The following is a 24,703-nucleotide window of genomic DNA, read 5'->3' on the forward strand; positions in this document are numbered from 1 at the left end:
CATCACACAAATGGACGCATGGCTGTTCCGGTATTCGGCCAGGCCACCCCGAACAGACGAGGGACGTTTACTGTCGGGACCATGCAGACTTGGCTCTCCCAGCCGGTTCCGCGGGTGCCGGGGGCACCGCGGCCCCTCCGGCTGCACGACACCGCGACCGGTGAGGTCCGGCCCACCGCGCCGGGGCCCACCGCGACGATGTACGTCTGCGGGATCACCCCGTACGACGCCACCCACCTCGGCCACGCGGCGACGTACCTCGCCTTCGACCTCGTGCACCGGCTCTGGCTCGACAACGGCCACGACGTGCACTACGTCCAGAACGTCACCGACGTCGACGACCCGCTGCTGGAGCGCGCCGCCCGCGACCAGGACGACTGGGTGGTCCTGGCCATGCGCGAGACCGCGCTCTTCCGCGAGGACATGGAAGCGCTGCGGGTGCTGCCGCCGCGGGAGTTCGTCGGCGCGGTGGAGGCCGTCCCGGAGATCGTCGAGGCGGTGGCGAAGCTGATGGCGGGCGGCAGCGCCTACCGAGCCGACGACCCGGAGTACCCCGATGTCTACTTCGACCACACCGCGGGCGGGCACTTCGGCTACGAGTCCAACTACGACGCCGACACCATGGCGACGCTGTTCGCCGAGCGCGGCGGTGACCCGGACCGGCCGGGCAAGCGCCACCCGCTCGACGCGCTGCTGTGGCGCTCGGCGCGCCCCGGCGAGCCGAGCTGGGACAGCGAGCTGGGCGCCGGGCGGCCGGGCTGGCACGTGGAGTGCAGCGTGATCGCGCTGAACCGCCTCGGCATGGGGATCGACCTGCAGGGCGGCGGCTCGGACCTGATCTTCCCGCACCACGAGTTCAGCGCCGCGCACGCCGAGTGCCTGACCGGCGAGCACCCCTTCGCCCGGCACTACACGCACTCGGCGATGATCGGGCTGGACGGGGAGAAGATGTCGAAGTCGCGGGGCAACCTCGTCTTCGTCTCCCGGCTGCGCGCCGACGGGGTCGACTCGATGGCGGTGCGGCTGGCGCTGCTGTCCGGGCACTACCGCACCGACCGCGCCTGGACCGACGACCTGCTCGCCGAAGGCGTGGCCAGGCTGGAGCGCTGGCGCGCGGCGGCGGCCAGGGACTCCGGGCCCGACGGCGCCGCGCTCGTCGCCCGCCTGCGCGATCACCTCGCCGACGACCTCGACACCCCGGGCGCGCTCGCGGCCGTGGACGCGTGGGCCGGGCAGGCGCTGCGCGGCGTCGGCTCCGACCCCGAAGCGCCCGCCCTGGTCCGCGTCGCGGTGGACGCCCTGGTCGGGGTGACGCTCTAAGTGACCTGATTGTCAGGTGACCTGGCTGCCGGGTGACTTAACTGCCGGGTGGTTTGGCTGCCCGGGTCTAGATGCCGGTGGGGCCGGGGCCGGACTGGCCCCGGCCCGGACCGCGGCGGCGCAGGTAGCGCTCGAACTCCGCGGCGATGGTCTCGCCGCTGGTCTCCCCGAGGGTGTCCTCGGCGTCGCCGCGCTCCTCGAGGGCGCGCACGTAGTTGCGGACGTCCTCGTCCTCCTCGGCCATCTCGCTGACCGTGCGCTGCCACTCCTCGGCCTGCTCGGGCAGGGTGCCCAGCGGGACCTCGACGTCGAGCACCTCCTCGACCCGGTGCAGGAGCGCGAGGGTCGCCTTGGGGGAGGGCGGCTGGGAGACGTAGTGCGGCACCGCGGCCCAGATGGAGATGGCGGGAACACCCGCGCGCACGCACGCGTCCTGGAAGACGCCGACAATGCCCGTCGGGCCCTCGTACCGCGAGCGCTCCAGCCCGAAGCGGGCGGCGGACTCGGCGTCGTAGGCGGTGCCGGTGACCGGGACGGGACGGGTGTGCGGGGTGTCGGCCAGCAGCGCGCCCAGGGTCACCACCGTCGTGACACCGAGATCCTCGACGTGGCCCAGCAGTTCGGCGCAGAACTTGCGCCAGCGCATGTTCGGCTCGATGCCGTGCACCAGGACCACGTCGCGGCGCGAGCCCGGCGGGCGGCACACCGACAGCCGGGTGGTCGGCCACTCGACCCTGCGGGTGACACCGTCGATCATCCGGACCGTGGGCCTGCTGACCTGGAAGTCGTAGTAGTCATCCGGGTCCAGTTCGAGCAGGGGGGTGGCGTCCCAGGTCAGCTGCAGGTGCTCGACGGCCGTCGTGGCGGCGTCCCCGGCGTCGTTCCAGCCCTCGAAGGCCGCCACGAGTACCGGTTCGTCCAGGTCCGGGCGGTCGAGTCGGGCGTCGGCCTGGGGCGGGTCCTCGTGGTTCACCGGGCAAGCCTACGACCCGGGTACCGTGGCGGGCAGTTGTGCCTGGCTGATCTGATGGAGGACCGGTTGACCACGCCCGCCGCCGTGCTGTGGGACATGGACGGCACGCTGCTGGACTCCGAGAAGCTGTGGGACATCCCGCTCTACGAGTACGCCGACAAGCTCGGCGCGCCGCTGTCGAAGGAGACGCGCGGCGCCATGGTCGGCTCGAACATCCCGACCACGATGGCGCTGTTGTTCGGCGCGGCGGGCATCGAGCCGGGCGAGGCCGAGGTGCGCGAGGCGATGGCCTGGATCGACCGGCGCATGACGGACCTGTTCGCCACCGACCTGCGGTTCCGGCCCGGCGCGGTCGAAGCGCTGCGCGCCGTGCGCGAGTCGGGCGTGCCCACGGCGCTGGTCACCTCGACACAGCGGGCGCTGACGGAGATCGCGCTGGACTTCATCGGCCGCGAGCACTTCGACGTGACCGTGTGCGGCGACGAGGTCGACGGCATGAACAAACCGCTGCCCGAGCCGTACCTGCGGGCGGCGCGTCTGCTCGGAGTGGACGCCGCGGCGGCTGTCGCGGTCGAGGACTCCCCGACCGGGACGGCGTCGGCGGTGGCCGCGGGCTGCGCGGTGCTCGTGGTGCCGTGCGATGTGGACGTCGAGCCGGGGGAGCGGCGGGTGCTGCGGGAAAGCCTTGTCGGGGTGGACATCGCGGTGCTGGCCGCCGTGCGTCAGGGCAGCAGCGCGCCGATCAGGTAGTCGACGGCGGTGTCGGGAGTGGACGGCGGGACCGCGCGGCGCAGCACCATCCAGCCGACGTAGGTGGCGTAGGCGACCCGCGCGCGGTCCTCGGCGTCCTCGGCGCCCGCGGCGGCGTACGCCCCGGCCAGGTAGGCGACGCGGCGCTCGGTGACGCGGTGCAGCACGGGCGCGACGACCGGGTCGTCGGCGTGGGCGACCAGCGCGGCCTCCAGGCCGTCGGTCGGGTCCTCGGTCACCGCGACGCGGAACAGCCGGGCCAGCCGCGCGCGCGGGTCGGCGATCGCCTCGACCTGCTCGATCACCGCGGTCGTGCCCTCCCGCTCCCACCAGTCGAGCGCGGCCTCCAGCAGGGCCCGCCGGTCGGCGAAGTGCCAGTAGAAGCTGCCGCGGGTCACCCCGAGCCGGGTCGCCAGCGGGTCAACGGCGACCGCGCCGACCCCACCGGCGGCCAGCGCCTGTAGCGCGGCGGTGATCCAGCTCTCCCGGCTCAACCTGGGCTTGGGCATCTCCATACAGTACTGTACGGATGACCATACAGGGGTGTATGGAAGGAGTCGGCTGATGACCGTCGTCGTGTGGGTGGTCGTGATCGCGCTGGTGCTGGTCGGTGCTCTGCACGTGGTGTGGATGTTCTCGCCGTGGCCGCTGCGCACGCCCGAGGAGTTCGCCCGGCGGGTCGTCGGGGTGGGGGTCGAGCGGCTGCCGAGCAGGGCGATGACCTTCGGCGTGGTCGTCCTGCTGGCCGTCGCGGCGTACCTGATGGCCGCGCGCGGCGGTCTGCTCGACGCGCCGGGCCCGTGGTGGGCGGCCGCCGTCGGCGCCGGGGGAGTGGCCGCGGTGCTGCTGGCCCGCGGGCTGGGCGGGCTGGCGGCGTCGGCGGGCGGGGACACCGAGTTCGCGCGCTGGGACGTGCGCCTGTACTCGCCGCTGTGCCTGCTGCTCGGCGGGTTGGGCGCCGCGGTGGCCCTGGTGGGGTGAGCCGGGCGCGGGGATGGAAGGATTGGCAAACGTGAAGACGTTCGACGAGCTGTTCGCCGAGCTCAGCGACCGCGCCACGACCCGGCCCGCTGGCTCGGGCACCGTGGCCGCGCTGGACGCGGGTGTGCACGCCCAGGGCAAGAAGGTGCTCGAGGAGGCAGGCGAGGTGTGGATCGCCGCCGAGCACGAGTCCGATGAGCGCTTGGCCGAGGAAGTCTCCCAGCTGCTGTACCGGGTGCAGGTGCTCATGCTCGGTCGCGGCCTGAGCCTGCGGGACGTGTACCGACATCTCTGAGGTGGTCCCGGCCGTCCTGTCCCACCCCTCCCGCTGGAGCACCCCATGCTGCGCGTCGCAGTCCCGAACAAAGGCGCCCTCGCCGCCGCCGCGTCCGACATGCTCGCCGAGGCCGGCTACCGCAGGCGCCACGAGCCCCGCGACCTGACCGTCATCGACCCCAACAACGAGGTCGAGTTCTTCTTCCTGCGCCCCAAGGACATCGCCATCTACGTCGGCTCGGGCGAGCTCGACCTGGGCATCACCGGCCGCGACCTGGCCCTGGACTCCCGTGCCCCGGTCACCGAGCGCCTCGCCCTCGGCTTCGGCGGCTCCACCTTCCGCTACGCGGGGCCCGCGGGCCACGACTGGAAGGTCGCCGACCTGGCGGGCAAGCGCCTGGCCACCAGCTACCCGCGGCTCGTCGCCGACGACCTCGCCCGCCACGGCCTCACCGCCGAGGTGATCCGCCTCGACGGCGCGGTGGAGATCTCCATCCAGCTCGGCGTGGCCGACGCCGTCGCCGACGTGGTGGGCTCCGGCCGGACCCTGCGCCAGCACAACCTGGTCGCCTTCGGCGACCCGATCTGCGTGTCGGAGGCGGTGCTCGTGGAGCGCGGCACCGCCCCGCCGTCGGCCGCCCGCGACCAGCTCACTGCCCGCCTGCAGGGCGTGGTCTTCGCCCAGCAGTACATGATGCTGGACTACGACTGCCCCAAGTCCCTGCTGGAGGCGGCCATCAAGATCACCCCGGGCCTGGAGTCGCCCACGGTCGCCCCGCTGGCCAGCGCCGACTGGGTGGCGGTGCGGGCGATGGTGCCGAGGAAGGACGTCAACGGCACCATGGACCACCTCGCCGCCCTGGGCGCGAAAGCCGTGCTGGCCTCCGACATCCGCTCCTGCAGGCTCTGACCCAAGCGAACACCGCACCCAGTCGCTCCTCACGGGAGCGGCTGGGTGCTCCGCGTTGGCTGGGCCGTGTTTCAGGTGTGGAGCACGTCATAGCCGCGCCCCACACCTGAAACACGGCCTACCGAGGCCGGACGAGCAGGGCTTGGGCGCCGCGGGCCACGGGGCCTGCCAGGTCGTGCAGGACGGTGTGCGCGGCGCCGGTGCCCGCGGTGCCGATGACGGTGTGCGCGGCCATCCCCACCCACTCGCCCCGCACCGCGCGGTGGATGTGGACGGTCAGCTCGGTGTTGATGAAGTACCACTCGCGCGGGTCCAGGACGCCGGAGACGCCGTTGCCCGAGTCGGCCACGGCCATCAGGCGCTGGAGGCCGGTGGGGGTCTCGCCCGCCACCAGGTCCACCCGCTGACGCGCCCAGACCGTGGCCGGGCCCGGCTCGCCCAGGTTGCCCACGAGGGCGCGCCACTCCAGGACGTCGAGGTACCCGGGGCCCCAGCCGTCCGGGCGGCCGGTGGGCACGCCCTGCTCGGGCGGGGCCAGGGGAACGCCGTCGGGAGTGCGGACCGAGGCGGTGTCCGAGCACGCCATCCGCCAGGCCGAGCAGGTGGCCACCGGCCTGTCCCCGGCGTGGAGCCCGGCGTGGAGTTCAGCGCGCAGCAGCTCGACCGAGCGGCCGGGCCGGACCACCGACGCGGTGACCGTGAGGTCGGCGACCGGGACCGGGCCCAGGACCTCCACCGTCACGCGGCCGATCGACATGGGCGCGGGGGCGGGCAGGTTCTCCAGCGCGCGGACGAGCAGGGCCGACGGCGGGCCGACGTGCTGGCTCTCGGCCGCCCACGGGCCGGCCGTGTGGGCGGTGGAGGCGAAGCGGCCGTCGCCGAGGGGTTCGTAGAACGCCGCGCCCACTGGTCCGCCCACTAGTCCGCCCTGTCCACAAGGGACTCATCGCCCGGGTCGGGCTCCGGCCAGCCGGGGTAGGCGGGCGGGGTGCCGCCGAACTCGGGGCAGTGGGCCTGGTGCGAGCACCAGCCGCACAGCCGGGACCGGTTGGGGCGGAAGTCGCCGGTGCGCCCCGCGCGCAGGATGGCCTGCCAGATGGCGTCGAGCGTGCGCTCGAAGCGGGTCAGCTCCGCTTCGTCCGGGGTGTAGGCCAGGGACTGGCGGTCGGCCAGGTACATCAGCCGCAGCTGCCTCGGCACGACGCCGCGCAGCCGCCACAGGGCCAGGGCGTAGAACTTCATCTGGAACAGCGCCTTGCCCTCGCCGATCTCCCGGGGGGCCGCGCCGGTCTTGTAGTCCACCACCCGGATCTCGCCGGTCGGGGCCACGTCCAGCCGGTCGATGTAGCCGCGCAGCAGCACGCCGCTGGGCAGCTCGGTCTCCACCAGCAGCTCGCACGCCTCCGGCTCGAGCCTGCGCGGGTCCTCCAGCTCGAAGTACCCCTCCAGCAGGGTCCCCGCCGAGTCCAGCCAGCCCGCGTCCTCGGCGAACAGCTCCGCCAGCTCCGGCTGCTCGCCCAGCAGCCGCGCCCACGTCGGCGCCACCAGCTCCCGCGCCCGCTCCGGGCACCGCTCCTGCCTCGGCAGGCCGAAGAGCCGCTCCAGCACCGCGTGCACCACCGTGCCGCGCATCTGCGCCGGGCTGGGCGTCTCGGGCAGCTTGTCGATGGCGCGGAAGCGGTACAGCAGCGGGCACTGCTTGAAGTCCCCCGCGCGCGAAGGCGACAGCGCGGGCCTGCGCGGCGCGGCGCCGGGGGCCACGGCGCCGGAGACCCCCGTGGTGGGCGTGGGGCCTGCGCTCTGCCCGGAGGCGACTTCGGGAACCATGGCCCGACCATATAGTCGACCACCGACGGTGTCCGGCCCGGCTCGTGTGCCCGGCTCCTGTGGCGGTGGGCGGATCACCGCCATCCCACACCCCCGGCCGTACCCTTGGCGGCGATGTCGAGCCCGGCGCTGTTCGCCCCGCCCGGCGGCGGACTCCTGCTGTTCCGCTACCGCGGCGTCCCCGTCGTGCTCGCACCGTCCTGGTGGCTGGGCGCGGTCGCCATCATCGTGCTCTACGCCCCGTTGGTCGGCAGGCTGCTGCCCGGCGCCACCGCCGTGTCCTCCATCGCCTTGGCCGCGGCGTTCGCGGTGCTGCTGGGGCTCTCCGTGCTGGCCCACGAGCTGGGCCACTGCGTCACCGCGCTGCGCATCGGGCTGCCGGTGCGGCGGCTGCGGCTGTTCCTGCTCGGCGGGCTCTCCGAGATCGCCAGGGCGCCGCGCCGCCCCGCGCACGAGGGCATCGTCGCCGCGGCGGGCCCCGCGGTCTCGATCCTGCTCGCGATGGTGTTCGGCGCGCTGGTGCTCGTCGTGCCCGGGCGCGGCGCGCTGTGGCTGCTCGTGCTGGAGTGCGCCTTCGCCAACATCGCCGTGGCCGTGTTCAACCTCTTGCCGGGACTGCCCCTCGACGGCGGCCGGATGCTGCGCGCGGGCGTCTGGGCGATCACCGGCCGCCGCGCCACCGGCACCAAGGCGGCGGCGGTCGGCGGCTGGGTCGTGGCCGGGCTGCTGGTCGCCTGGGCGCTGTGGGGTGTCGTCGACGACGCCCCCGACCGCTGGCTGCGGCTGGGGATCTGCCTGTTCACCGCGTGGTTCGTCGTGGCGGGCGCGGGCGGGGAGCTGGCCGCCGAACGGCGGGACTGGCCCGACGGGCTGCGCCTGGCCGACCTGGTGCGGCCGATCCTCCAGCTGCCCGCGGAGAGCCCGGTCGCCGACGCGCTGGCCGCCTCCGCCGGGCGCGGCGTCGTGCTGGTGCGCGCCGACGGGGTGGCCGCCGGGCTGCTCGACCAGGCCGCCGCCGAGCGGCTGGCCGCCACCTCGCCGTTCTCCCCGGCCGAGCTGGCCGCCGAGCCGATCCGGCCGGAGTCGGTGTTGCTGGCCTCCGAGCCGGTGGACGAGATCATCGACCGCGTCCGCGAGACCGCGGCGTGGCAGTTCGTGGTGGTCGACGACGAGGGCAGGCCATCAGGAGTGCTGCACCGCGACGACCTGCGCGCCGCCCTCGACGGGGCTGGCTGACGGGGCTGCCTGACGGGCCCGGGTCGCGCTCTGCGAGCATGGCCCGGTTTTGTAGTCGCGGAAAGCGAGGACGCCGGGTGACGCGCAGGATCAGCGGTCCCTTCCGGGCAGGGGACCGGGTACAGCTCACCGACCCGAAGGGACGGCACTACACGCTGGTGCTGGCCCCGGGGGAGAAGTACCACACGCACCGCGGCGCCCTGGCCCACGACGACCTCATCGGACTGCCCGAGGGCTCGGTCGTGACCTCCGCCGTCGGCACCGGCTACCTCGCCCTGCGGCCCCTGCTGTCGGACTACGTGCTCTCCATGCCCCGCGGCGCGCAGGTCATCTACCCCAAGGACGCCGCCCAGATCGTCATGCAGGGCGACATCTTCCCCGGCGCGCGCGTGCTGGAGGCGGGCGCGGGCTCCGGCGCCCTGACCTGCTCGCTGCTGCGCGCGGTCGGTCCGGAGGGGACGGTGACGTCCTATGAGGTCCGCGAGGACCACGCCGTCCACGCCGTCCGCAACGTCGTGGAGTTCTACGGCGAGCACCCGCCGAACTGGACGCTCACCGTCGCCGACCTGGTCACGCACACCGGCGAGGTCGACCGGATCGTGCTGGACATGCTGTCCCCGTGGGACGTCCTGCCCACCGTCGCGGCCAACCTCATCCCCGGCGGGGTCCTGGTGACCTACGTGGCCACGACGACGCAGCTGTCCAAGGTCACCGAGGCGCTGCGCGAGCAGCAGTGCTGGACCGAGCCGACCGCCTGGGAGACGCTGATCCGCCCGTGGCACGTGGTCGGGCTGGCCGTGCGCCCCGAGCACCGGATGATCGGCCACACCGCGTTCCTGCTGACCACCCGCCGCCTGGCCGACGGCGTCACCGCGCCCCGGCCGCAGCGCAGGCCGAGCAAGGGCTGAGAGACGCCTGTGGCGGCCCGTCCACCGGACGGGCCGCCACAGGTCGTACCACTGCCGCTCTGCTCAGAGCGAGATGCACCAGCCGGAGGCGCTCTTCTCGAACAGCATCGGAAAGGGGATCGGCGCGCCGCCACCGGGGATGGTGACCTCGGCGTCAACGCTGCCGTTCTCGCCGAAGACGTCGGGCTCGCCGGTGATCTCCACCTTGCCGTCGCCCGGGACGACGCTGGTGTACATGATGCCCGGCTCCTTGCCCTCGCAGGTCAGGGCCTTGGCCGCGGACTCGTCCTGGTCGTTGACCGCCTGGGCGTACTCCTCGGCCGCGGCGGCGAGGTCCGCGCCGCCCCCTCCGCCACCGCTGCCGCCACCGCCGCCGCCGGACCCGGTGGTCGTCTCCTCGGTGGAGGTCTCCCGGGTCGTGGTCTCCTCTTCGGTCGTGCGCTCCGTGGTGCGCTGCGCCGTCGTGCTCGTGCCGCCGCCCGCGGTCGGCTTGCTGTCCTTGGTCAGGAAGTAGACCCCGACCCCGGCGCCCACGAGGACCAGCAGGGCGATCGCGACGATGGCGATGACCTTGCCGGTGTTGTTCTTGGGCGGCTCGCCGCCGTAGCCGGGCTGGCCGTAGGGCTGCTGGCCGTAGCCGTACTGCTGGGTCTGATCGTAGCCGGGCTGGCCATAGGGCTGCTTGGGGTCGTAACCGGGCTGCTGGCCGTAGGGCTGGTTGGGGTCATAGCCGGGCTGCTGGCCGTAGGGCTGGTTGGGGTCATAGCCGGGCTGCTGGCCGTACGCGGGCTGCGGGTAGCCGGGCTGCGGCTGACCGTACGGGTCGGGCTGCTGGCCGTAGGGGTTCTGGCCGTACGGGCCAGGCTGCTGGGGTGGGGTGGTCATGGGGCCCGACTCCTCGGATCGCCGCTCAGGGTGTGTGGAGATGGTGCGAAGGGGTGGCGCGGTCAGGCCGTTTCCTCCCCGCAGAACCGCCACTCGCCGTCTTCTTTGACGATCTTGATCTCGATGTCGACGTTGTTCACGTCGGCGCCGTCGGCCAGCTCGAGGGCGATGCGCGCGGTGGCGACCTCGTCCTTGATCACGGGCGCGCCCTGGGCGGTGCCGGTGATCGCGTACTTCGCCAGCTGGCTCTCCAGCTGGGCGGTGTTCATGCCGTACTTCTTCTTGTAGGCCGCGCACGCCTCCTCGGTGACCGCGGCGAAGCTCTTGGTCTCGTAGGCGGTGATGTACTCCTCGACGACGGCCTCGGGCCCGACCGCCGGTTCCTGCTCGGCCTCCGAGGTGGACGCCGGTCCCGGCGCGGTGGAGTCGGCCGACATGGTCGGCCCCGCCTCGCGGGTGAGAAAGTACACACCCGCCCCGACGCCGCCGACAAGCAGCACCGCGATGGCGACGATCGCGACGATCTTGCCCACATTGCGCTGCGGTTCCTCCGGGGGAGGAGGTGGCGGGTACCCGCCGGGGTGCTGGCCCTGCCAGGGGTGGTGACCGTAGCCCTGCGGCGGTGGCCCCCCGTACGGACCCGGCTGCTGGGGTGGGTAGGTCATGCTCGGCCTCTGGACTCGTCTGGTGGTGTGGTCATCGTATGGGTCGCGTCCGCGGCCCCCGACACCGCCGCCGGTCACGTCGTCCCCGGTCGATCGCGGTGAATGGGAGTGCGAAACGGCGGCGCAAGTGGCCTAATACACCGACGCACGGTAGCGGTCCCCGGGTTCCCCCTCGTACCGGAACGGCCCAGTGGCTGCCGCCGAGCGGGTGTTGCGGTCCGGTGACACGCCGGTTCCGGCCCAAGGATGCTCTGTTGTTGACGGTGATCGCCGGTACCGTAGTGGGTACGAGTTCGGGAGGAGGTGCCGACATGCAGCACGATCGTCCCGGCAGTCGGCCTGAAGATGCCGACGATCAGCATGGTGACATGCCCGGCCCTGATGGCGAGCGCGAAGACCGCTCGACCGCCGCGCAGGTCCGATTCCTGGAAGAGGAAGTCGCCCTGCTGCGCCGGAAACTGACGGAATCGCCGCGGCATTCGCGGCTGGTGGAGCAACGGTTGGCCGAGGCGACGGAGCGGGTGAACCAGCTCACAGAGCGGAACACCAAGCTGGTCGACACGCTGCGGGAAGCCCGCGGCCAACTGCTCGCCCTGCGCGAGGAGGTCGACCGCTTGGCGCAACCGCCCAGCGGGTACGGCGTCTTCCTCGAGCGTCATGAGGACAGCACGGTCGACGTGTTCACCGCGGGGCGCAAGATGCGGGTCTCCGTGTCTCCCGCGGTCGAGGGCGAGGACCTGCGCCGGGGCCAGTCGGTGCGGCTCAACGAGGCGCTCACGGTCGTCGAGGGAGGTGGCTTCGAGCGCACGGGCGAGGTCTGCGCGCTGCGCGAGCTGCTCACCATCGACGGCGAGCAACAGCCGACCAGGGCGCTGGTCGTCGGCCACGCCGACGAGGAGCGCGTGGTCTGGCTGGCCGACCCGCTGTTCAGCGCGCCGCTCAAGCCGGGCGACTCGCTGCTGGTGGACGCCAAGTCCGGCTACGCCTACGAGCGGGTGCCCAAGGCGGAGGTCGAGGACCTGGTGCTGGAAGAGGTGCCCGATGTCGACTACGCCGACATCGGCGGCCTGTTCCGGCAGATCGAGCAGATCCGCGACGCCGTCGAACTGCCGTTCCTGCACAAGGACCTCTTCGCCGAGTACGAGCTGCGTCCCCCCAAGGGCGTGCTCCTCTACGGCCCGCCCGGCTGCGGCAAGACGCTCATCGCCAAAGCCGTGGCGAACTCCCTGGCCAAGAAGGTCGCCGCGGCGCGCGGTGACTCCTCTCCGGCCGACGCCAAGTCCTACTTCCTCAACATCAAGGGCCCTGAGCTGCTCAACAAGTTCGTCGGCGAGACCGAGCGGCACATCCGGCTGATCTTCCAGCGGGCGCGTGAGAAGGCGTCCGAGGGCACTCCGGTGATCGTGTTCTTCGACGAGATGGACTCGATCTTCCGCACCCGCGGCAGCGGCGTGTCCTCCGACGTCGAGACCACGATCGTGCCGCAGTTGCTCAGTGAGATCGACGGTGTCGAGGGCCTGGAGAACGTCATCGTCATCGGCGCCTCCAACCGCGAGGACATGATCGACCCGGCGATCCTGCGACCCGGCAGGCTCGACGTGAAGATCAAGATTGAGCGGCCGGACGCCGAGGCGGCACGGGACATCTTCTCCAAGTACCTCACCGCCACCCTGCCCATCCACGCCGACGACCTCGCCGAGTTCGGCGGCGACACCCGGGCCTGCCTCGACGCCATGATCCAGCACACCGTCGAGCGCATGTACGAGGAGACCGAGGACAACCGGTTCCTGGAGGTCACCTACGCCAACGGTGACAAGGAGATCCTGTACTTCCGGGACTTCAACTCCGGGGCCATGATCCAGAACATCGTGGACCGGGCGAAGAAGTCGGCGATCAAGGCGGTGCTGGAGACCCAGCAGCGCGGTCTGCGCGTGCAGCACCTGCTGGACGCCATCGTCGACGAGTTCGCCGAGAACGAGGACCTGCCCAACACGACCAACCCGGACGACTGGGCCCGGATCTCGGGCAAGAAGGGCGAGCGCATCGTCTACATCCGCACCCTGGTGACCGGCAAGAACCAGGAGGCGGGCCGGGCGATCGACACCGCCAGCAACACCGGCCAGTACCTCTAGGCACCCCACGCGTCGGCCCCGGGAACCCCAGCGGTTCCCGGGGCCGACGCGCATAATCTGTCCCCGTGCCCTCGATCAGCAGGTTCGGCCTTGGCCTCGCCGCGCTCGGCAGGCCCGCCTACCTCAACCTCGGCCGCGACCTGCCCGCCGACCGCGGCGTGCTGTCGCTGCGGGCGCTCACCTGGGCGGTGCTGGACGCCGCCCACGCCGCGGGTGTGCGCCGGGTGGACGTGGCCCGCTCGTACGGGCTCGCCGAGGAGTTCCTGGCGGGCTGGCTGGCCTCGCGCGGGCGCTCCGACGTCGAGGTCTCCTCGAAGTGGGGCTACGCCTACGTCGGGCAGTGGCGGGTCGACGCGGCGGTGCACGAGGTCAAGGAGCACACCCTCCAGCGGTTCCGGACCCAGCTCGCCGAGACCGCGGCCTGCTGGACGTGGCGCTGTACCAGGTGCACTCCCTGACCCCGGACAGCCCGCTGTTCACCGACGACGCGCTGCTCGACGCCTTGGCCGAGCTGGCGGCCTCCGGGCAGCGGCTGGGGTTCTCGACCTCCGGTCCCGCGCAGCCCGAGGCCATCCGCCGCGGCGTGGCGCTGGAGCGGGCGGGCGTGCGGGTCTTCACCGCGGTGCAGTCCACCTGGAACCTGCTGGAGACCTCGGCGGGGCAGGCCCTGGCGGAGGCCCACGCCGGGGGCGCGCACGTCACGGTCAAGGAGGCCCTGGCCAACGGCAGGCTCGCGGCGACCCCGCCCGCGGCGGTCCGCGAGGTCGCCGACCGCCACGGCGTCGGCCCCGACGCGGTCGCCCTGGCCGCCGCGGCGGCCCAGCCCTGGGCCGACAGCGTCCTGCTCGGCCCGACCAGCCTCGCCCAGCTGAGCGCCAACCTGCGTGCGCTGGACCTCCCGGCCACTCTCGACCTGCCCGACCTGTCCCAGGACGCCCGCCGGTACTGGACCGACCGGTCCCGGCTGGTCTGGGACTGACCGGTCTGGACTGACCGGTCTGGACTGACGGGGCTAGGACTGACGGGGACAGGACTGACGGGGACAGGCGCGCCGGTCCCGGCTCACCGGCCGACACCGGGCACCGGTAAGTTTCGCTGCCGTGTCGCTGTCGATCTCCGGGAGATCCGTGCTCCGCCGAGCGCTCGCGCCCGCCGCGGTGTTATTGCTGGTCACCGCCTGTTCTGGGCGGGCGAACAACCTCTACACCTACTACGACGACCCCACCACCGAGGGCACGACCGCGCCCGCGGAGCTCACCGGGGGCCAAGCCGCGCCCGCGGCGGTCACCACGACAACCACGCCCCCGGTGGCCACGACGACCTCGGCGGCGCCCAGCGTCGACGCGGCGAGCGCGCTGCTCGGCCCCCAGGACCTGGCCGGGGAGGGCGTCGAGTCCGCCTCCTACTCCTCCGACGCCGCGCCCGCCTGCGCTCCCGAGACCGGCGCTTCCTGGGCCTACCCGAGCGGGTCGACCATGGAGCAGACGGTGCACGTCCTGCCCGACGCCGCCGAGCGGATCGTGGAGATGCGCGCGGCGGGCACCTGCGTCGGCGAGCCGGGTTCCACCCTCTCCGATGGCCCCGAGCTGGGCGAGCTGGGCGACGACCGGTACAGCTGGTGCGTGGTCGCCGCGGCGGACCCCGGCTGCGGGGCCGCCGTGGCCAAGGACGGCCTGCTGACCGTCATCGTGGTCAAGGCGGCGAGCACCGACCGGGCGGGCGCGGCCATCACCAGGATCGCCCCGCTCGCGGCGGCCGCGCTGGACCGGGAGTAGTCAGGGCTCACCCCTGGAGCGCGAACCAGCGCTCCATCACGAGGCGGTTGTCGGGCACGAACGGCCATTCCCGGCCCGCCAGCCGGGCGCGCAGCTCCTCCAGCGGCATCCACCAGCCCTCGGCGATCTCGCTCGCCTGCGGGACGATCGGGCCGTCCCAGCGGGTCTCGTAGGCGTGGAGGTGCGTGCGCACCGGCGGCAGCTCGACCCGCATGGTGAACACCGGGGTCAGCTCCACCCCGCGCACGCCGTACTCCTCGGCCAGCTCCCGCTCCGCGGCCGCCGCCGGGTCCTCGCCCGCGCCCACCACGCCGCCCGCCGCGCAGTCGTGCAGGCCGGGGAAGACGTCCTTGGTGTCGGTGCGGCGGTGCACGTAGACCCGCTCGCCGTCGCCGGAGCGGACCAGGACGGCCGTCGCCGCGTGCCACAGGCCCTCGGCGCGCATCCGCGCCCTGGTCGCCGACCCGACCGCCTGGCCTGCGGCGTCGTACAAAGCCACCAACTCCCGCGCGCTCACCTCTCCCATCCTGCCCTTCCCGGCCCGGCTCACCACCGGTGTGCCGGGCCGGCACCGTAGGGTGGCGGTATGCGGCGGATCATGGGAACCGAGGTCGAGTACGGCATCTCCGTGCCGGGCGACCCGACGGCCAACCCGGTGTTGACATCGACCCAGGTCGTGCTGGCCTACGCCGCGGCGGCGGACATCCCCCGCGCGCGGCGGGCACGATGGGACTACGAGGTGGAGTCGCCGCTGCGGGACGCGCGCGGGTTCGACCTCGGGGCGCCCGGACTGGCCCCCTCCGACCCCGACGTCGAGGACCTCGGCGCGGCCAACGTCATCCTCACCAACGGCGCCCGGCTCTACGTCGACCACGCCCACCCGGAGTACTCCGCCCCCGAGGTGACCAACGCGCGCGACGCGGTGATCTGGGACAAGGCGGGGGAGCGGGTGATGGAGGAGGCCGCCATGCGCGCGGCCACCGTGCCGGGGCAGCCCCGCCTGCAGCTCTACAAGAACAACGTCGACGGCAAGGGCGCCAGCTACGGCACCCACGAGAACTACCTGATGGCGCGCAACACCCCGTTCACCGCGGTGATCGCCGGGCTGACCCCGTTCTTCGCCTCCCGGCAGGTGATCTGCGGCTCCGGCCGGGTCGGGCTCGGCGTGGCGGGGGAGGACGCGGGCTTCCAGCTCTCCCAGCGCGCCGACTACATCGAGGTCGAGGTCGGCCTGGAGACCACCCTCAAGCGCGGCATCATCAACACCCGCGACGAGCCGCACGCCGACGCCGACAAGTACCGCCGCCTGCACGTGATCATCGGCGACGCGAACCTGGCCGAGATGTCGACCTACCTCAAGGTGGGCACGGCCGCGCTGGTGCTCGACCTCATCGAGGCGGGCGTGCGCTTCGACCACCTCAAGCTCGCCGACCCGGTGCGCGCGGTCCACCAGATCAGCCACGACCCCACCCTCAAGACCAAGGTCGAGCTGGCCAACGGCCGCAAGTACTCCGGCCTGGACATCCAGTTCGCCTACCACGAGCTGGTCGCCGAGAAGCTGGGCCGCGCCGACATCGACCGGGTGTCCCTCGACGTCCTCGACAACTGGGGCAAGATCCTCGACGCGCTGGCCCGCGACCCCCTGGAGTGCGCCGACCGGCTGGACTGGCCCGCCAAGCTGCGCCTGCTGGAGGGCTACCGCTCGCGCGACGGCCTGGCCTGGTCCTCGCCCCGGCTGCACCTGGTCGACCTGCAGTACTCCGACGTGCGCCTGGACAAGGGCCTCTACAACCGCCTGGTGGCCCGCGGCTCGATGAAGCGCCTGGTCAGCGAGGAGGAGGTGCGCGCGGCGATCACCACCCCGCCCTCGGACACCCGCGCCTACTTCCGCGGCCGCTGCCTGGAGCGCTACCCGAACGCGATCGCGGCGGCGTCGTGGGACTCGGTCATCTTCGACCTCGGCCGCGAGTCCCTGGTCCGCATCCCGACCCTGGAGCCCCTGCGCGGGACCAAGGCCCACGTCGGGGCTCTGCTCGACGCGGCCAACACCGCCGAGGAACTGGTCGACGCGCTCACCGGAGCGCGTCGCTAGCGGCGTTCACTGAGGGCGAATTTCGATCTCGGTCCCGCCGGGGACCGCGACGAAAGTCGGTCCTGCTGGGTACTGTTCGGTATAGGCCAGATGACCGGGAGGCGAGATGTCCCAGGAGCAGACGCAGCGCCAGGGCGGCGGCGACGGCGACGAGGGTGCCGACGACACCACCGCGGCGGGCCAGGAGCGCCGGGAAAAGCTCAGCGACGACACCGACGCGATCCTGGACGAGATCGACGACGTCCTCGAGGAGAACGCCGAGGACTTCGTCCGCGCGTACGTCCAGAAGGGCGGCCAGTAGCCGCTCCCCGCCAGGCCCCGCCCCGCGACCGAAACGAAAGCAGGCATGGATCACACCTCGTCCCGAGGGCAGTCCGGCACGGCACTGCCCGCCGCGTACCTCTCGGCAGGCACGTCGTCGTTCACCGACTTCCTGCGCGTCCAGGCCCCGGAGCTGCTGCCCGGCAACCGCGCGGTCGGGACCGCCCCGCCGGACATCCCGCACGGCACCACGATCGTCGCCGTCGCCTTCTCCGGCGGCGTCCTCATCGCCGGTGACCGGCGGGCCACCGCGGGCAACCTGATCGCGCAGCGGGACATCGAGAAGGTGTACGTCACCGACGCCTACTCGTCGGTCGGCATCGCGGGCACGGCGGGCCTGGCGGTGGAGATGGTCCGCCTCTACGCCGTCGAGCTGCAGCACTACGAGAAGATCGAGGGCGTCTCGCTGTCCCTGGACGGCAAGACGAACAAGCTGGCCAGCATGGTCCGCAACAACCTCCCCGTCGCCCTGCAGGGCCTGGCCGTCGTCCCGCTGTTCGTCGGCTACGACGTCGACGCCGCCGACCCGGCGCACGCGGGCCGGATCGTGTCCTTCGACGTCACCGGCGGCCGGTACGAGGAGCGGGCGGGCTTCCACGCCGTCGGCTCGGGCTCGAACTTCGCCAAGTCGGCGCTGAAGAAGCTCTACGACCCCGACAGCGACCGCGAGCGGGCCGTGCGCATCGCCGTCGAGGCCCTGTTCGACGCCGCCGACGACGACTCCGCCACCGGCGGCCCGGACCTGGCCCGGCGGATCTACCCCAGCATCGTCACCATCACCGCCGAGCAGGGCGCGGTGCGCCTGGCCGAGGCCGAGACGGCCGCGGTCGCCCAGGCCGTGGTCACCGAGCGGTCCGACCGCCCGCGCGGCTGACCCGATCGTTCCCCTTCTCCTGTAAGACCCTTCTCCCGTAAGACAAGGAGCCCACTGTCGTGACGATGCCGCTGTACGCCTCCCCCGAGCAGCTGATGCGCGACCGCTCGGAGTACGCCCGCAAGGGCATCGCCCGAGGCCGCAGTGTCGTCGCGCTCAAGTACTCCGACGGCGTGCTGTTCGTGGCCGAGAACCCCTCGGCCACGCTGCACAAGGTCTCCGAGATCTACGACCGCATCGGCTTCGCCGCCGCGGGCCGCTACAGCGAGTACGAGAGCCTGCGCCGCGGCGGCATCCGGCACGTGGACCTGTGGGGCTACTCCTACGACCGCCGCGACGTCTCCGCCCGGCAGCTGGCCAACGTCTACGCCCAGACCCTCGGCACCTTCTTCACCGAGCAGGTCAAGCCGCTCGAGGTCGAGCTGTGCGTGGCCGAGGTCGGCACGACCCCGGCCCAGGACCAGCTCTACCGCCTCACCTACGACGGCTCCATCGTCGACGAGCCCCAGTTCCTGGTGATGGGCGGCCAGACCGACCCGATCATCGCGTCGCTGAAGGAGACCTTCACCGACGGCATCGCCCTCGGCGACGCCGTCGCCACGGCGATCAAGGCCTTCAGCGCGGGCGGGGCCAACGGCCAGGGCACCCCGCTCGCGGTGGACAAGCTGGAGGTCGCGGTCCTGGACCGCCACCGCCCGACGCGCGCCTTCCGGCGGATTACCGGCGCGGCCCTGACCGCCCTGCTGCCCACGGACACACCGGTGGAGGGCGCCGCCGAGTCCCCGGCCAAGCCGATCGAGGACGTGGAGCTCCCGCCTGCTCCGGAGGAGTAGGGGCAAGCAGTGGTGCCGCTCACTGGCGCTACGTTACGTCTGGATCAAGAAAGCTGTTGTTTCCGCAGGTCGCGTAGATGTTATGGGCATCCGGGATGGGATCGGCGGGGTGCGGACGGGCCATAGTGCCCGTCAACGGATTCGCTCGATCGGGTGATATATCGGGTGTCCGGACCACCCTGCGTAACCCGAGGAAGCACCATGCCGCGTTCCAGGCCGAGACGGCTCGCCGTTCTCGCCGTTGTCCCCGCGCTCGTCGGCGCCGCCCTGGCGGGCGGCAGTGCCGCGGGCCAGGCCGCGGAGCCCGCCGAGGCGCCGATCCGCCTCGTGAGCGGGGAGTTCCACCCGAGCACGGTGTCCGCCAACCAGGCCAACGGCCTCGGCGCCACCGAGCGCGGCTCCTGGCTGGTGCAGTTCGCCGGACCGGTCCGCGAGGACTGGAAGGCGGGGCTGACCGCGCTGGGCGCGCGGCTCGTCGAGTACGTGCCCGACCTCGCGTTCAAGGTCCGGATGAACCCGGGCCAGGCGCGGCGGGCGGCGACCCTGCCCGGTGTGCGCTGGGTCGGCCGCTACCAGGCGGCCTGGAAGGTGACGGCGGCGGCCAGGGCCGAGATCGCCCAGGGTGAGCCCGCCGTCTACGAGGTCCGCGCCGAGAAGGACGCCGACCTCGCCGAGGTCCGCGAGGCCGCGACGGCGACCGGCGCCGTGGTCAGCCTGGCGGGCGAGGCCACCCTGCTGCTGGCCGCCACCCCCGACCAGGCCACGAGCGTGGCGGGGATCGAGGGCGTGGCCGTCATCGACCGGTTCCGCGTCCACGAGAAGCACAACGAGCACGCCGCGGGCACCATCATGCGCGGCGGACAGGCCAACGCGCGCGGCTACGACGGCTCCACCCAGGTCGTCGCGGTCGCCGACACCGGGCTCGGCGGCGGAACAGCCGCCACCGGGCACCCGGACATCCCCACCGCCCGCGTCCAGGCCATCCACGCCTGGGCGGGCGCGGACGCCACCGGCTGCTACGACGTGCGGCCCGATGGCGCCCAGGACGTCGACAGCGGCCACGGCACCCACGTGGCGGTCTCAGCGGTCGGCGACGGCATGGCCGACGGCCGGGGCAGGGCGGCGGCGTCCTCGGCCCGCCTGGTGTTCCAGGCGATCGAGGACTACGTCGACTTCGTCGGCGACTGCGCGTGGCAGTACAGCGACGGCTACTACCTGCTCGGCATCCCGACCGACCTCGGGCAGCTGTTCCAGCAGGCCTACGACGGGGGCGCGCGCATCCACGCGAACTCGTGGGGCTCGGACATGGCGGGCGTCTACACCGAGGACTCCCGCTATGCCGACAAGTTCGTCAACGAGCACCGCGACATGCTCATCACCTTCTCCGCGGGCAACGCGGGCGCCGACGCCAACGGCGACGGGGTCATCGACACCGACTCCACCGGCGCCCCCGCCACCGCGAAGAACGTGCTGTCCGTCGGCGCGTCGGAGAACGGCAAGGCCACATCGCCCTGCGACCCGTCGCTGACCTACCAGGCGCAGGGCGCGAACGAGCGCACCACCATGGGCAACCGGTCGTGCCTGCAGGCGGGCGGCGCCAACGTCATCCCCACCTGGGGTGACTGGTGGTCGTCGGACTACCCGGCCAACCCGATCCGGTCCGACCCGCAGACGGGCAACCCGCAGCAGGTGGCCGCCTTCTCCAGCCGCGGCCCGACCGACGACGGGCGCATCAAGCCCGACGTCGTCGCGCCCGGCTCCTGGATCGTGTCCGGCTACTCCGACGCGCACCAGCAGCAGTACGACGGCACGGTCAACCCGACGACCGGCGTGGCGCAGCACGACGGCTACGGCTTCCCGCTGAACGACGACTACAAGTACTTCAGCGGCACGTCGATGTCGAACCCGCTCGCGGCGGGCGGGGCCGCGGTGGTGCGGGACTTCTACAAGGAGCACCACTCCACCGACGCCTCGGCCGCGCTGGTGAAGGGCACCCTCGTCAACAGCGCGACCGACCTGCTCGACGAGAACGGCGACGGCGCCGACGACAACGACCTGCCGGTGCCCAACGCCCACGAGGGCTGGGGCCTGGTGAACCTGGACAAGGCGACCGCGGGCACCGCCCGCTTCGCCGACGAGGCCGCGGGCCTGGCCACCGGCGGGGTGTCCGAGACGCGTCACAACGTCGTCCCGGGGAGCCCGCTGAAGATCACGCTGGCGTACTCCGACAAGGAGGCCGCCACCACCTCGGCGGTCAGCCTGGTCAACGACCTCGACCTCGAGGTGGTCTCGCCCAGCGGCGTGCTCTACCGCGGCAACGTGTTCTCAGGCGGCTGGTCGGCGGCCGGCGGCGCCGCGGACCGGCGCAACAACCTGGAGAACGTCCACCTCCGGAACCCGGCGGCGGGGGAGTGGACCGTGCGGGTGCGCGGCCACAACGTCCCCGCGGGCCCGCAGCGCTACGCCCTGGTGACCGACGCCGCGTTCGGCGTGCCCGGCAACGCCAACCCCGTCGTGACCAACCCCGGCAACCGCTCCACCGAGCGCGGCGCCGCGGTGGGCCTGCAGATCCAGGCCACCGACGCCGACGGCGACCCGCTGGCCTACGCGGCCACCGGGCTCCCCGCCGGGCTGTCGATCAACGCGGGCACCGGCCTGGTCTCGGGCACGCCCACCGGCGGCGGCGCGTCATCGGTCAGCGTGACCGTCGCCGACGGCCGCGGCGGGTCGGCCACGGTGGCGTTCACCTGGACGGTCACCGTGCCGCAGCAGCTGGTGCGGAACCCGGGCTTCGAGTCCGGCGCCGCCAACTGGAGCGGCGCGACCTCGGTGATCACCAGCGGCACGGCGCGCCCGGCGCGCGGCGGGGCGTGGTGGGCGCACCTGGGCGGCACCGGCAGGGCGGCCACCGAGACGCTGTACCAGCAGGTGGCCGTCCCGGCCACGGCGACGGCGGCGACGGCGTCGTACTGGGTGCGGGTGGACACCGCCGAGCAGAGCGCCACCCGCGCCTACGACACCCTGCGCCTGCGGGTCCTCGACACCAACGGCGCCGTGCTGGGCACCCTCGGCACGGTCTCCAACCTCGACGCGGGCACCGGCTACGTCCAGAAGACGTACAGCCTGCTCGCCTACAAGGGCCGCACGATCCGGCTGGCCTGGGTGGCGACCGAGGACAGCTCGCTGCAGACGACCTTCGCCGTCGACGACACCTCGCTGGTGACGGTGTCGTAACAGAGCGCCGCGGCGCGAGCGGGCCTCGCGTCGCGGTATCCACCCCGTGCTCCGGGGGCGTCGTCCCCATACGACGCCCCCGGAGCCGTTTCGACACGCCGCCGCGCCGAAATGTGGCGCTGTTCCCAAAGGGCGACCGGGATTTGCATAACGTCGGCGAAGGGGGCATAACACTGGTGTGAACGAGCTGGAGTTGCGTCATCTCCGAGTCATCTGCGCCGTCGCCGACGCCGGGAGCCTGTCCAAGGCCGCCGTGCAGCTCGGGGTGTCCCAGCCCGCGCTGACCGCCCAGCTCCAACGCCTCGAACGCCGCGTCGGCGGCCTGCTCTTCGCCCGCACCGGGACCGGGGTCGTCCCCACCGACCTGGGCAGCTACGTCCTCACCACCGCCCGGCTCCTGCTGGGCGAGGTGGACGACCTGATGGCGGGCATCAAGCAGCGCACCCAGACGACCACCGCCGCGGGCGTCGTCCGCATCGGCGGCCCGCCCGGCCTGATCGTCCCGCTGTTCGCCACCGCCATCGCCGACCGCCTCGGCGGCGCGGAGGCCGCCATCGACATCGAGACCCAGCCCACCGAGCTGCTGCGCAAGCTCGCCGACCGCAAACTCGACTTCGCGGTGCTGGAGGAGAACCCCGGCTTCCGCACCCCGCTGCCCTCGCACCTCTACGCCCGGGTCATGCTCCGCGCCCCGCTGTTCGTCGCCCTCGCGGAGGACCACCGACTGGCCCAGCGCGACGACATCGACCTGGCGGAGCTGGCCGACGAGAACTGGGTGATGCCGCCGGTGGCCGAGGGCACCGAGCAACTGGCCTTCGTCCGGGCCTGCGCCGCCCGGGGGTTCACCCCCCGCATCAAGCACCAGATGTCGGACTCCACCACCACCCGCGCCCTGGTGCAGGCGGGCGCGGTCACCCTGGCGAAACCCGTGGCCCGCGAGGGCAACGGCCTGGTGATCCGCAGCCTCGCGGGCAACCCGATGCGCCAGGAGATCGTGCTGGTGTGGCACGAGGACAGCACCCTCGCGGGCGCGGCGAAGGAGGCCCCGGAATCGCTGCTGGCCGCCTACGGCCAGCTGACCGACACCAACCCCCTGTTCGCGGCCTGGTGGGCGGAGAACAAGGACAGCCCGGTGGAACCCGAGGTCACCCAGCCCCGGTGACGTCCTCGGCGGGGCGGTAGATCGACAGGGCGTGGGGCCGGGAGCGGAAGCGGAAGTGGTGCCCCACGGGGCCGACCTCGCCATCGGTGGCCACCCGGCGCTCCATGCCGTCGAGCAGGCGGATCTCCAGGTCCGCGATGTCGCACTGCCGGTAGACGTGGCTGGTGTGCAGGGTGCGGGTGATCGTCGCCAGGACGAAGCGCAGGCGGGAGTGGGAGACGTCGGCGCGGAGGTAGCGGACGTCGAGCAGGCCGGAGTCCAGGGCGGGGCGGTGGGTGGGGGCGAAGCCCTTCGGGGAGTACGTCCCGTTGCCGACGAACAGCCACCACACCAGGTGCGGCTTGCCGTTCACCGACATCCGGATCGGGGTCGCGCTGCGGAGGCTGCGGTGCAGGGCGACCGCGGCGGCGGGCCACCGGGGCCAGCCGCGGGCCTCCAGGCGCTCGCGGAGGCGGACCATCTCCGGGTAGCCGCCCAGACTCGCGGTGTTGACGAACCAGCGGTGGCTCTCCCCGTCGATGTCCACCTCGGCCAGGTCCACGATCACGCCCTCACCCGCGGTGACCGCCGCGGCGGCGGCGTCGATGCCGTCGACACCGATGTCGCGGGCGAAGTGGTTGAGCGTCCCGGCGGGCACCACGACCAGGGGCAGGCGGAACTCCGCCGCCACCGCGGCGACCGCGGCCACCGTGCCGTCCCCGCCCGCGACGCCGATGGCGCGGATGTCCGCGGGCCCCGCCGACAGCTCGTCGGACAGCTGCTCGACCAGGTCGGCGCCGGGGCGCGGGTGGACGACCGTCGCCCGCGGCCAGCGCTGCTTGACCAGGTCGGTGGCGTCCTCGCCCGCGATCCCGGCGTTGGGGTTGACCAGCACGAGCAGGCCGTCACCCGCCTCGAGCGCGGCGACCTCGGCGGCGTGCGCGGTGCGCGCGGGGCCCTCGGGGGTGCCCGGCCACCAGTGCAGCGTCGCGTAGGCGGCACCCACCCCGATCGCCGCGCCCGCGATGACGTCAGTGGGCCAGTGCACCCCGTTGTGCACGCGGGAGTACGCCACCGCGCCCGCCAGCGGCGCGATGGCCTTGCCCAGGCCGCGGTGCTCCAGCGCGACCGCGGTGGCGAACGCCGCGGCCGAGGCCGCGTGCCCGGAGGGGAAGGACGAGCTCGTCGGCCGCCGCGCCAGGCGCCTGGCCAGCGGCAACAGCTCGGCGGCCGGGCGCCTGCGCGGGAACAGGTTCTTGGCGACGAGGTTCGCCGAGGTGCTGGCGAAGGCGATCGCGCCGACCCCGCGCACCGCCGCCCGCCGGGTCGGCCCCTTCCGCACCGCCAGCAGCGCGGCCAGGGCGAACCACAGCCTGCCCTTGTTCGCCGAGCGCGACAGCGCCATCAGCCACGAGTCCGCCACGGTCGGGCGCAGCGCGCCACTGCGCACCACCAGCTCCCGGTCGACCCGGTTGACCTGGCGCGCCGAGCGTCGAACGTGTCGCATCACGATCGCCGATTGAACCCGACCACGGGTGGACACGCCGAAGCAGCCCTCGTGAAATGGTCA

At 73.0% G+C, this 24,703-nt stretch carries 23 protein-coding genes and 1 pseudogene; 16 read left to right on the forward strand and 8 right to left on the reverse strand.

The features are described from left to right. Nucleotides 1-81: 81 nt before the first annotated feature. Nucleotides 82-1,320, forward strand: coding sequence for a cysteine--1-D-myo-inosityl 2-amino-2-deoxy-alpha-D-glucopyranoside ligase (gene mshC, locus ACTG9Q_RS24980; protein ID WP_455575326.1), 1,239 nt, complete (start codon nt 82-84; stop codon nt 1,318-1,320). 67 nt (nt 1,321-1,387) lie between these two features. Here mshC and ACTG9Q_RS24985 read toward each other — a convergent pair whose 3' ends face one another. Continuing rightward, entirely contained in the window at nt 1,388-2,293 is a 906-nt protein-coding gene (locus ACTG9Q_RS24985) for a PAC2 family protein (protein WP_455575327.1), read from the reverse strand. A gap of 54 nt (nt 2,294-2,347) precedes the next feature. Here ACTG9Q_RS24985 and ACTG9Q_RS24990 point away from each other — a divergent pair, with 54 nt between their 5' ends. Next, complete coding sequence (locus tag ACTG9Q_RS24990; protein ID WP_455575328.1) at nt 2,348-3,043, forward strand: HAD family hydrolase; 696 nt, start codon at nt 2,348-2,350, stop codon at nt 3,041-3,043. On the opposite strand, the gene ACTG9Q_RS24995 is transcribed toward ACTG9Q_RS24990, so the two are convergent. Further along, the gene (locus tag ACTG9Q_RS24995; protein WP_455575329.1) at nt 3,016-3,552 is read right to left on the reverse strand and encodes a TetR/AcrR family transcriptional regulator; all 537 of its coding nucleotides are present in this window, start codon (nt 3,550-3,552) and stop codon (nt 3,016-3,018) included. The genes ACTG9Q_RS24990 and ACTG9Q_RS24995 overlap by 28 nt on opposite strands. 55 nt (nt 3,553-3,607) lie before the next feature. Here ACTG9Q_RS24995 and ACTG9Q_RS25000 point away from each other — a divergent pair, with 55 nt between their 5' ends. Genes ACTG9Q_RS25000 through hisG form a run of 3 tightly spaced genes read left to right on the forward strand, consistent with a single transcriptional unit; the run spans nt 3,608 to nt 5,210 of the window. Next, nucleotides 3,608-4,024, forward strand: a complete 417-nt coding sequence (locus ACTG9Q_RS25000) for a DUF3995 domain-containing protein (RefSeq protein WP_455575330.1) — start codon at nt 3,608-3,610, stop codon at nt 4,022-4,024. A gap of 31 nt (nt 4,025-4,055) precedes the next feature. Next, complete coding sequence (locus tag ACTG9Q_RS25005) at nt 4,056-4,319, forward strand: phosphoribosyl-ATP diphosphatase (protein WP_455575331.1); 264 nt, start codon at nt 4,056-4,058, stop codon at nt 4,317-4,319. 45 nt (nt 4,320-4,364) lie between these two features. Continuing rightward, nucleotides 4,365-5,210 carry an ATP phosphoribosyltransferase gene (gene hisG / locus ACTG9Q_RS25010; protein ID WP_455575332.1) on the forward strand — a complete coding sequence of 282 codons (846 nt, stop codon included), beginning with the start codon at nt 4,365-4,367 and terminating at the stop codon, nt 5,208-5,210. Between the two features lie 118 nt (nt 5,211-5,328). On the opposite strand, the gene ACTG9Q_RS25015 is transcribed toward hisG, so the two are convergent. Both ACTG9Q_RS25015 and ACTG9Q_RS25020 read right to left on the reverse strand, forming a co-directional pair. Then, nucleotides 5,329-6,117 (reverse strand): thioesterase family protein, encoded by a 789-nt coding sequence (locus tag ACTG9Q_RS25015; RefSeq protein ID WP_455575525.1) that lies wholly within the window; start codon nt 6,115-6,117, stop codon nt 5,329-5,331. An 11-nt stretch (nt 6,118-6,128) separates the two neighbouring features. Continuing rightward, nucleotides 6,129-7,037: a RecB family exonuclease gene (locus tag ACTG9Q_RS25020; protein ID WP_455575333.1), complete on the reverse strand. Its 909-nt coding sequence runs from the start codon at nt 7,035-7,037 to the stop codon at nt 6,129-6,131. Between the two features lie 114 nt (nt 7,038-7,151). Between ACTG9Q_RS25020 and ACTG9Q_RS25025 the strand changes: the two genes are divergently transcribed. Both ACTG9Q_RS25025 and ACTG9Q_RS25030 read left to right on the forward strand, forming a co-directional pair. Continuing rightward, complete coding sequence (locus ACTG9Q_RS25025) at nt 7,152-8,273, forward strand: site-2 protease family protein (protein ID WP_455575334.1); 1,122 nt, start codon at nt 7,152-7,154, stop codon at nt 8,271-8,273. 77 nt (nt 8,274-8,350) lie between these two features. Continuing rightward, on the forward strand, nt 8,351-9,181 hold the full coding sequence (locus ACTG9Q_RS25030) for a tRNA (adenine-N1)-methyltransferase (RefSeq protein WP_455575335.1): 831 nt from the start codon (nt 8,351-8,353) through the stop codon (nt 9,179-9,181). Nucleotides 9,182-9,244: 63 nt separating this feature from the next. Here the strand turns inward: ACTG9Q_RS25030 and ACTG9Q_RS25035 are convergent, their stop codons facing one another. Next, entirely contained in the window at nt 9,245-10,066 is an 822-nt protein-coding gene (locus tag ACTG9Q_RS25035; protein WP_455575336.1) for a hypothetical protein, read from the reverse strand. A 62-nt stretch (nt 10,067-10,128) separates the two neighbouring features. Further along, nucleotides 10,129-10,731: a hypothetical protein gene (locus ACTG9Q_RS25040; protein ID WP_455575337.1), complete on the reverse strand. Its 603-nt coding sequence runs from the start codon at nt 10,729-10,731 to the stop codon at nt 10,129-10,131. Nucleotides 10,732-11,042: 311 nt separating this feature from the next. Between ACTG9Q_RS25040 and arc the strand changes: the two genes are divergently transcribed. The 3 genes and pseudogenes from arc (at nt 11,043) to ACTG9Q_RS25055 (ending at nt 14,638) form a co-directional block, all read left to right on the forward strand. Beyond that, nucleotides 11,043-12,863, forward strand: coding sequence for a proteasome ATPase (arc, locus tag ACTG9Q_RS25045; protein WP_455575338.1), 1,821 nt, complete (start codon nt 11,043-11,045; stop codon nt 12,861-12,863). 74 nt (nt 12,864-12,937) lie between these two features. Further along, nucleotides 12,938-13,842 (forward strand): annotated as a pseudogene (locus ACTG9Q_RS25050) (aldo/keto reductase). A gap of 148 nt (nt 13,843-13,990) precedes the next feature. Next, nucleotides 13,991-14,638 (forward strand): hypothetical protein, encoded by a 648-nt coding sequence (locus ACTG9Q_RS25055; RefSeq protein ID WP_455575339.1) that lies wholly within the window; start codon nt 13,991-13,993, stop codon nt 14,636-14,638. Between the two features lie 7 nt (nt 14,639-14,645). On the opposite strand, the gene ACTG9Q_RS25060 is transcribed toward ACTG9Q_RS25055, so the two are convergent. Next, nucleotides 14,646-15,164: an NUDIX hydrolase gene (locus ACTG9Q_RS25060; protein WP_455575340.1), complete on the reverse strand. Its 519-nt coding sequence runs from the start codon at nt 15,162-15,164 to the stop codon at nt 14,646-14,648. A 60-nt stretch (nt 15,165-15,224) separates the two neighbouring features. On the opposite strand from ACTG9Q_RS25060, the gene dop reads away from it, so the two are divergent. The 6 genes from dop to ACTG9Q_RS25090 all read left to right on the forward strand — a co-directional run bounded on the left by dop (nt 15,225) and on the right by ACTG9Q_RS25090 (nt 23,154). Next, nucleotides 15,225-16,730: a depupylase/deamidase Dop gene (gene dop / locus ACTG9Q_RS25065; protein ID WP_455575341.1), complete on the forward strand. Its 1,506-nt coding sequence runs from the start codon at nt 15,225-15,227 to the stop codon at nt 16,728-16,730. A gap of 106 nt (nt 16,731-16,836) precedes the next feature. Further along, nucleotides 16,837-17,031 carry a ubiquitin-like protein Pup gene (locus ACTG9Q_RS25070; protein ID WP_455575342.1) on the forward strand — a complete coding sequence of 65 codons (195 nt, stop codon included), beginning with the start codon at nt 16,837-16,839 and terminating at the stop codon, nt 17,029-17,031. Nucleotides 17,032-17,076: 45 nt separating this feature from the next. Further along, complete coding sequence (gene prcB / locus ACTG9Q_RS25075; protein ID WP_455575343.1) at nt 17,077-17,925, forward strand: proteasome subunit beta; 849 nt, start codon at nt 17,077-17,079, stop codon at nt 17,923-17,925. 59 nt (nt 17,926-17,984) lie between these two features. Then, on the forward strand, nt 17,985-18,758 hold the full coding sequence (prcA, locus tag ACTG9Q_RS25080) for a proteasome subunit alpha (protein ID WP_455575344.1): 774 nt from the start codon (nt 17,985-17,987) through the stop codon (nt 18,756-18,758). Between the two features lie 201 nt (nt 18,759-18,959). Further along, entirely contained in the window at nt 18,960-21,992 is a 3,033-nt protein-coding gene (locus tag ACTG9Q_RS25085; RefSeq protein WP_455575345.1) for a S8 family serine peptidase, read from the forward strand. A gap of 178 nt (nt 21,993-22,170) precedes the next feature. Further along, nucleotides 22,171-23,154: a LysR family transcriptional regulator gene (locus tag ACTG9Q_RS25090; RefSeq protein WP_455575346.1), complete on the forward strand. Its 984-nt coding sequence runs from the start codon at nt 22,171-22,173 to the stop codon at nt 23,152-23,154. Here the strand turns inward: ACTG9Q_RS25090 and ACTG9Q_RS25095 are convergent. After that, the gene (locus ACTG9Q_RS25095) at nt 23,138-24,640 is read right to left on the reverse strand and encodes a phosphatase PAP2 family protein (protein ID WP_455575347.1); all 1,503 of its coding nucleotides are present in this window, start codon (nt 24,638-24,640) and stop codon (nt 23,138-23,140) included. The two genes, ACTG9Q_RS25090 and ACTG9Q_RS25095, sit on opposite strands and share 17 nt — an antisense overlap. Between the last annotated feature and the right edge of the window lie 63 nt (nt 24,641-24,703).

Source organism: Actinokineospora lacus, from assembly GCF_053813445.1.

Excerpts from the sequence above, each read along its gene's own strand:
- ACTG9Q_RS25020 (WP_455575333.1), bottom strand. The coding sequence starts at position 7,037 with ATGGTTCCCGAAGTCGCCTCCGGGCAGAGCGCAGGCCCCACGCCCACC.
- ACTG9Q_RS25025 (WP_455575334.1), top strand. The coding sequence starts at position 7,152 with ATGTCGAGCCCGGCGCTGTTCGCCCCGCCCGGCGGCGGACTCCTGCTG.
- ACTG9Q_RS24995 (WP_455575329.1), bottom strand. The coding sequence starts at position 3,552 with ATGCCCAAGCCCAGGTTGAGCCGGGAGAGCTGGATCACCGCCGCGCTA.
- ACTG9Q_RS25000 (WP_455575330.1), top strand. The coding sequence starts at position 3,608 with ATGACCGTCGTCGTGTGGGTGGTCGTGATCGCGCTGGTGCTGGTCGGT.
- prcB (WP_455575343.1), top strand. The coding sequence starts at position 17,077 with ATGGATCACACCTCGTCCCGAGGGCAGTCCGGCACGGCACTGCCCGCC.
- dop (WP_455575341.1), top strand. The coding sequence starts at position 15,225 with ATGCGGCGGATCATGGGAACCGAGGTCGAGTACGGCATCTCCGTGCCG.
- hisG (WP_455575332.1), top strand. The coding sequence starts at position 4,365 with ATGCTGCGCGTCGCAGTCCCGAACAAAGGCGCCCTCGCCGCCGCCGCG.
- arc (WP_455575338.1), top strand. The coding sequence starts at position 11,043 with ATGCAGCACGATCGTCCCGGCAGTCGGCCTGAAGATGCCGACGATCAG.
- ACTG9Q_RS25085 (WP_455575345.1), top strand. The coding sequence starts at position 18,960 with ATGCCGCGTTCCAGGCCGAGACGGCTCGCCGTTCTCGCCGTTGTCCCC.
- mshC (WP_455575326.1), top strand. The coding sequence starts at position 82 with ATGCAGACTTGGCTCTCCCAGCCGGTTCCGCGGGTGCCGGGGGCACCG.
- ACTG9Q_RS25035 (WP_455575336.1), bottom strand. The coding sequence starts at position 10,066 with ATGACCACCCCACCCCAGCAGCCTGGCCCGTACGGCCAGAACCCCTAC.
- ACTG9Q_RS25095 (WP_455575347.1), bottom strand. The coding sequence starts at position 24,640 with ATGCGACACGTTCGACGCTCGGCGCGCCAGGTCAACCGGGTCGACCGG.
- ACTG9Q_RS24990 (WP_455575328.1), top strand. The coding sequence starts at position 2,348 with ATGGAGGACCGGTTGACCACGCCCGCCGCCGTGCTGTGGGACATGGAC.
- ACTG9Q_RS25040 (WP_455575337.1), bottom strand. The coding sequence starts at position 10,731 with ATGACCTACCCACCCCAGCAGCCGGGTCCGTACGGGGGGCCACCGCCG.
- ACTG9Q_RS25070 (WP_455575342.1), top strand. The coding sequence starts at position 16,837 with ATGTCCCAGGAGCAGACGCAGCGCCAGGGCGGCGGCGACGGCGACGAG.
- ACTG9Q_RS25060 (WP_455575340.1), bottom strand. The coding sequence starts at position 15,164 with ATGGGAGAGGTGAGCGCGCGGGAGTTGGTGGCTTTGTACGACGCCGCA.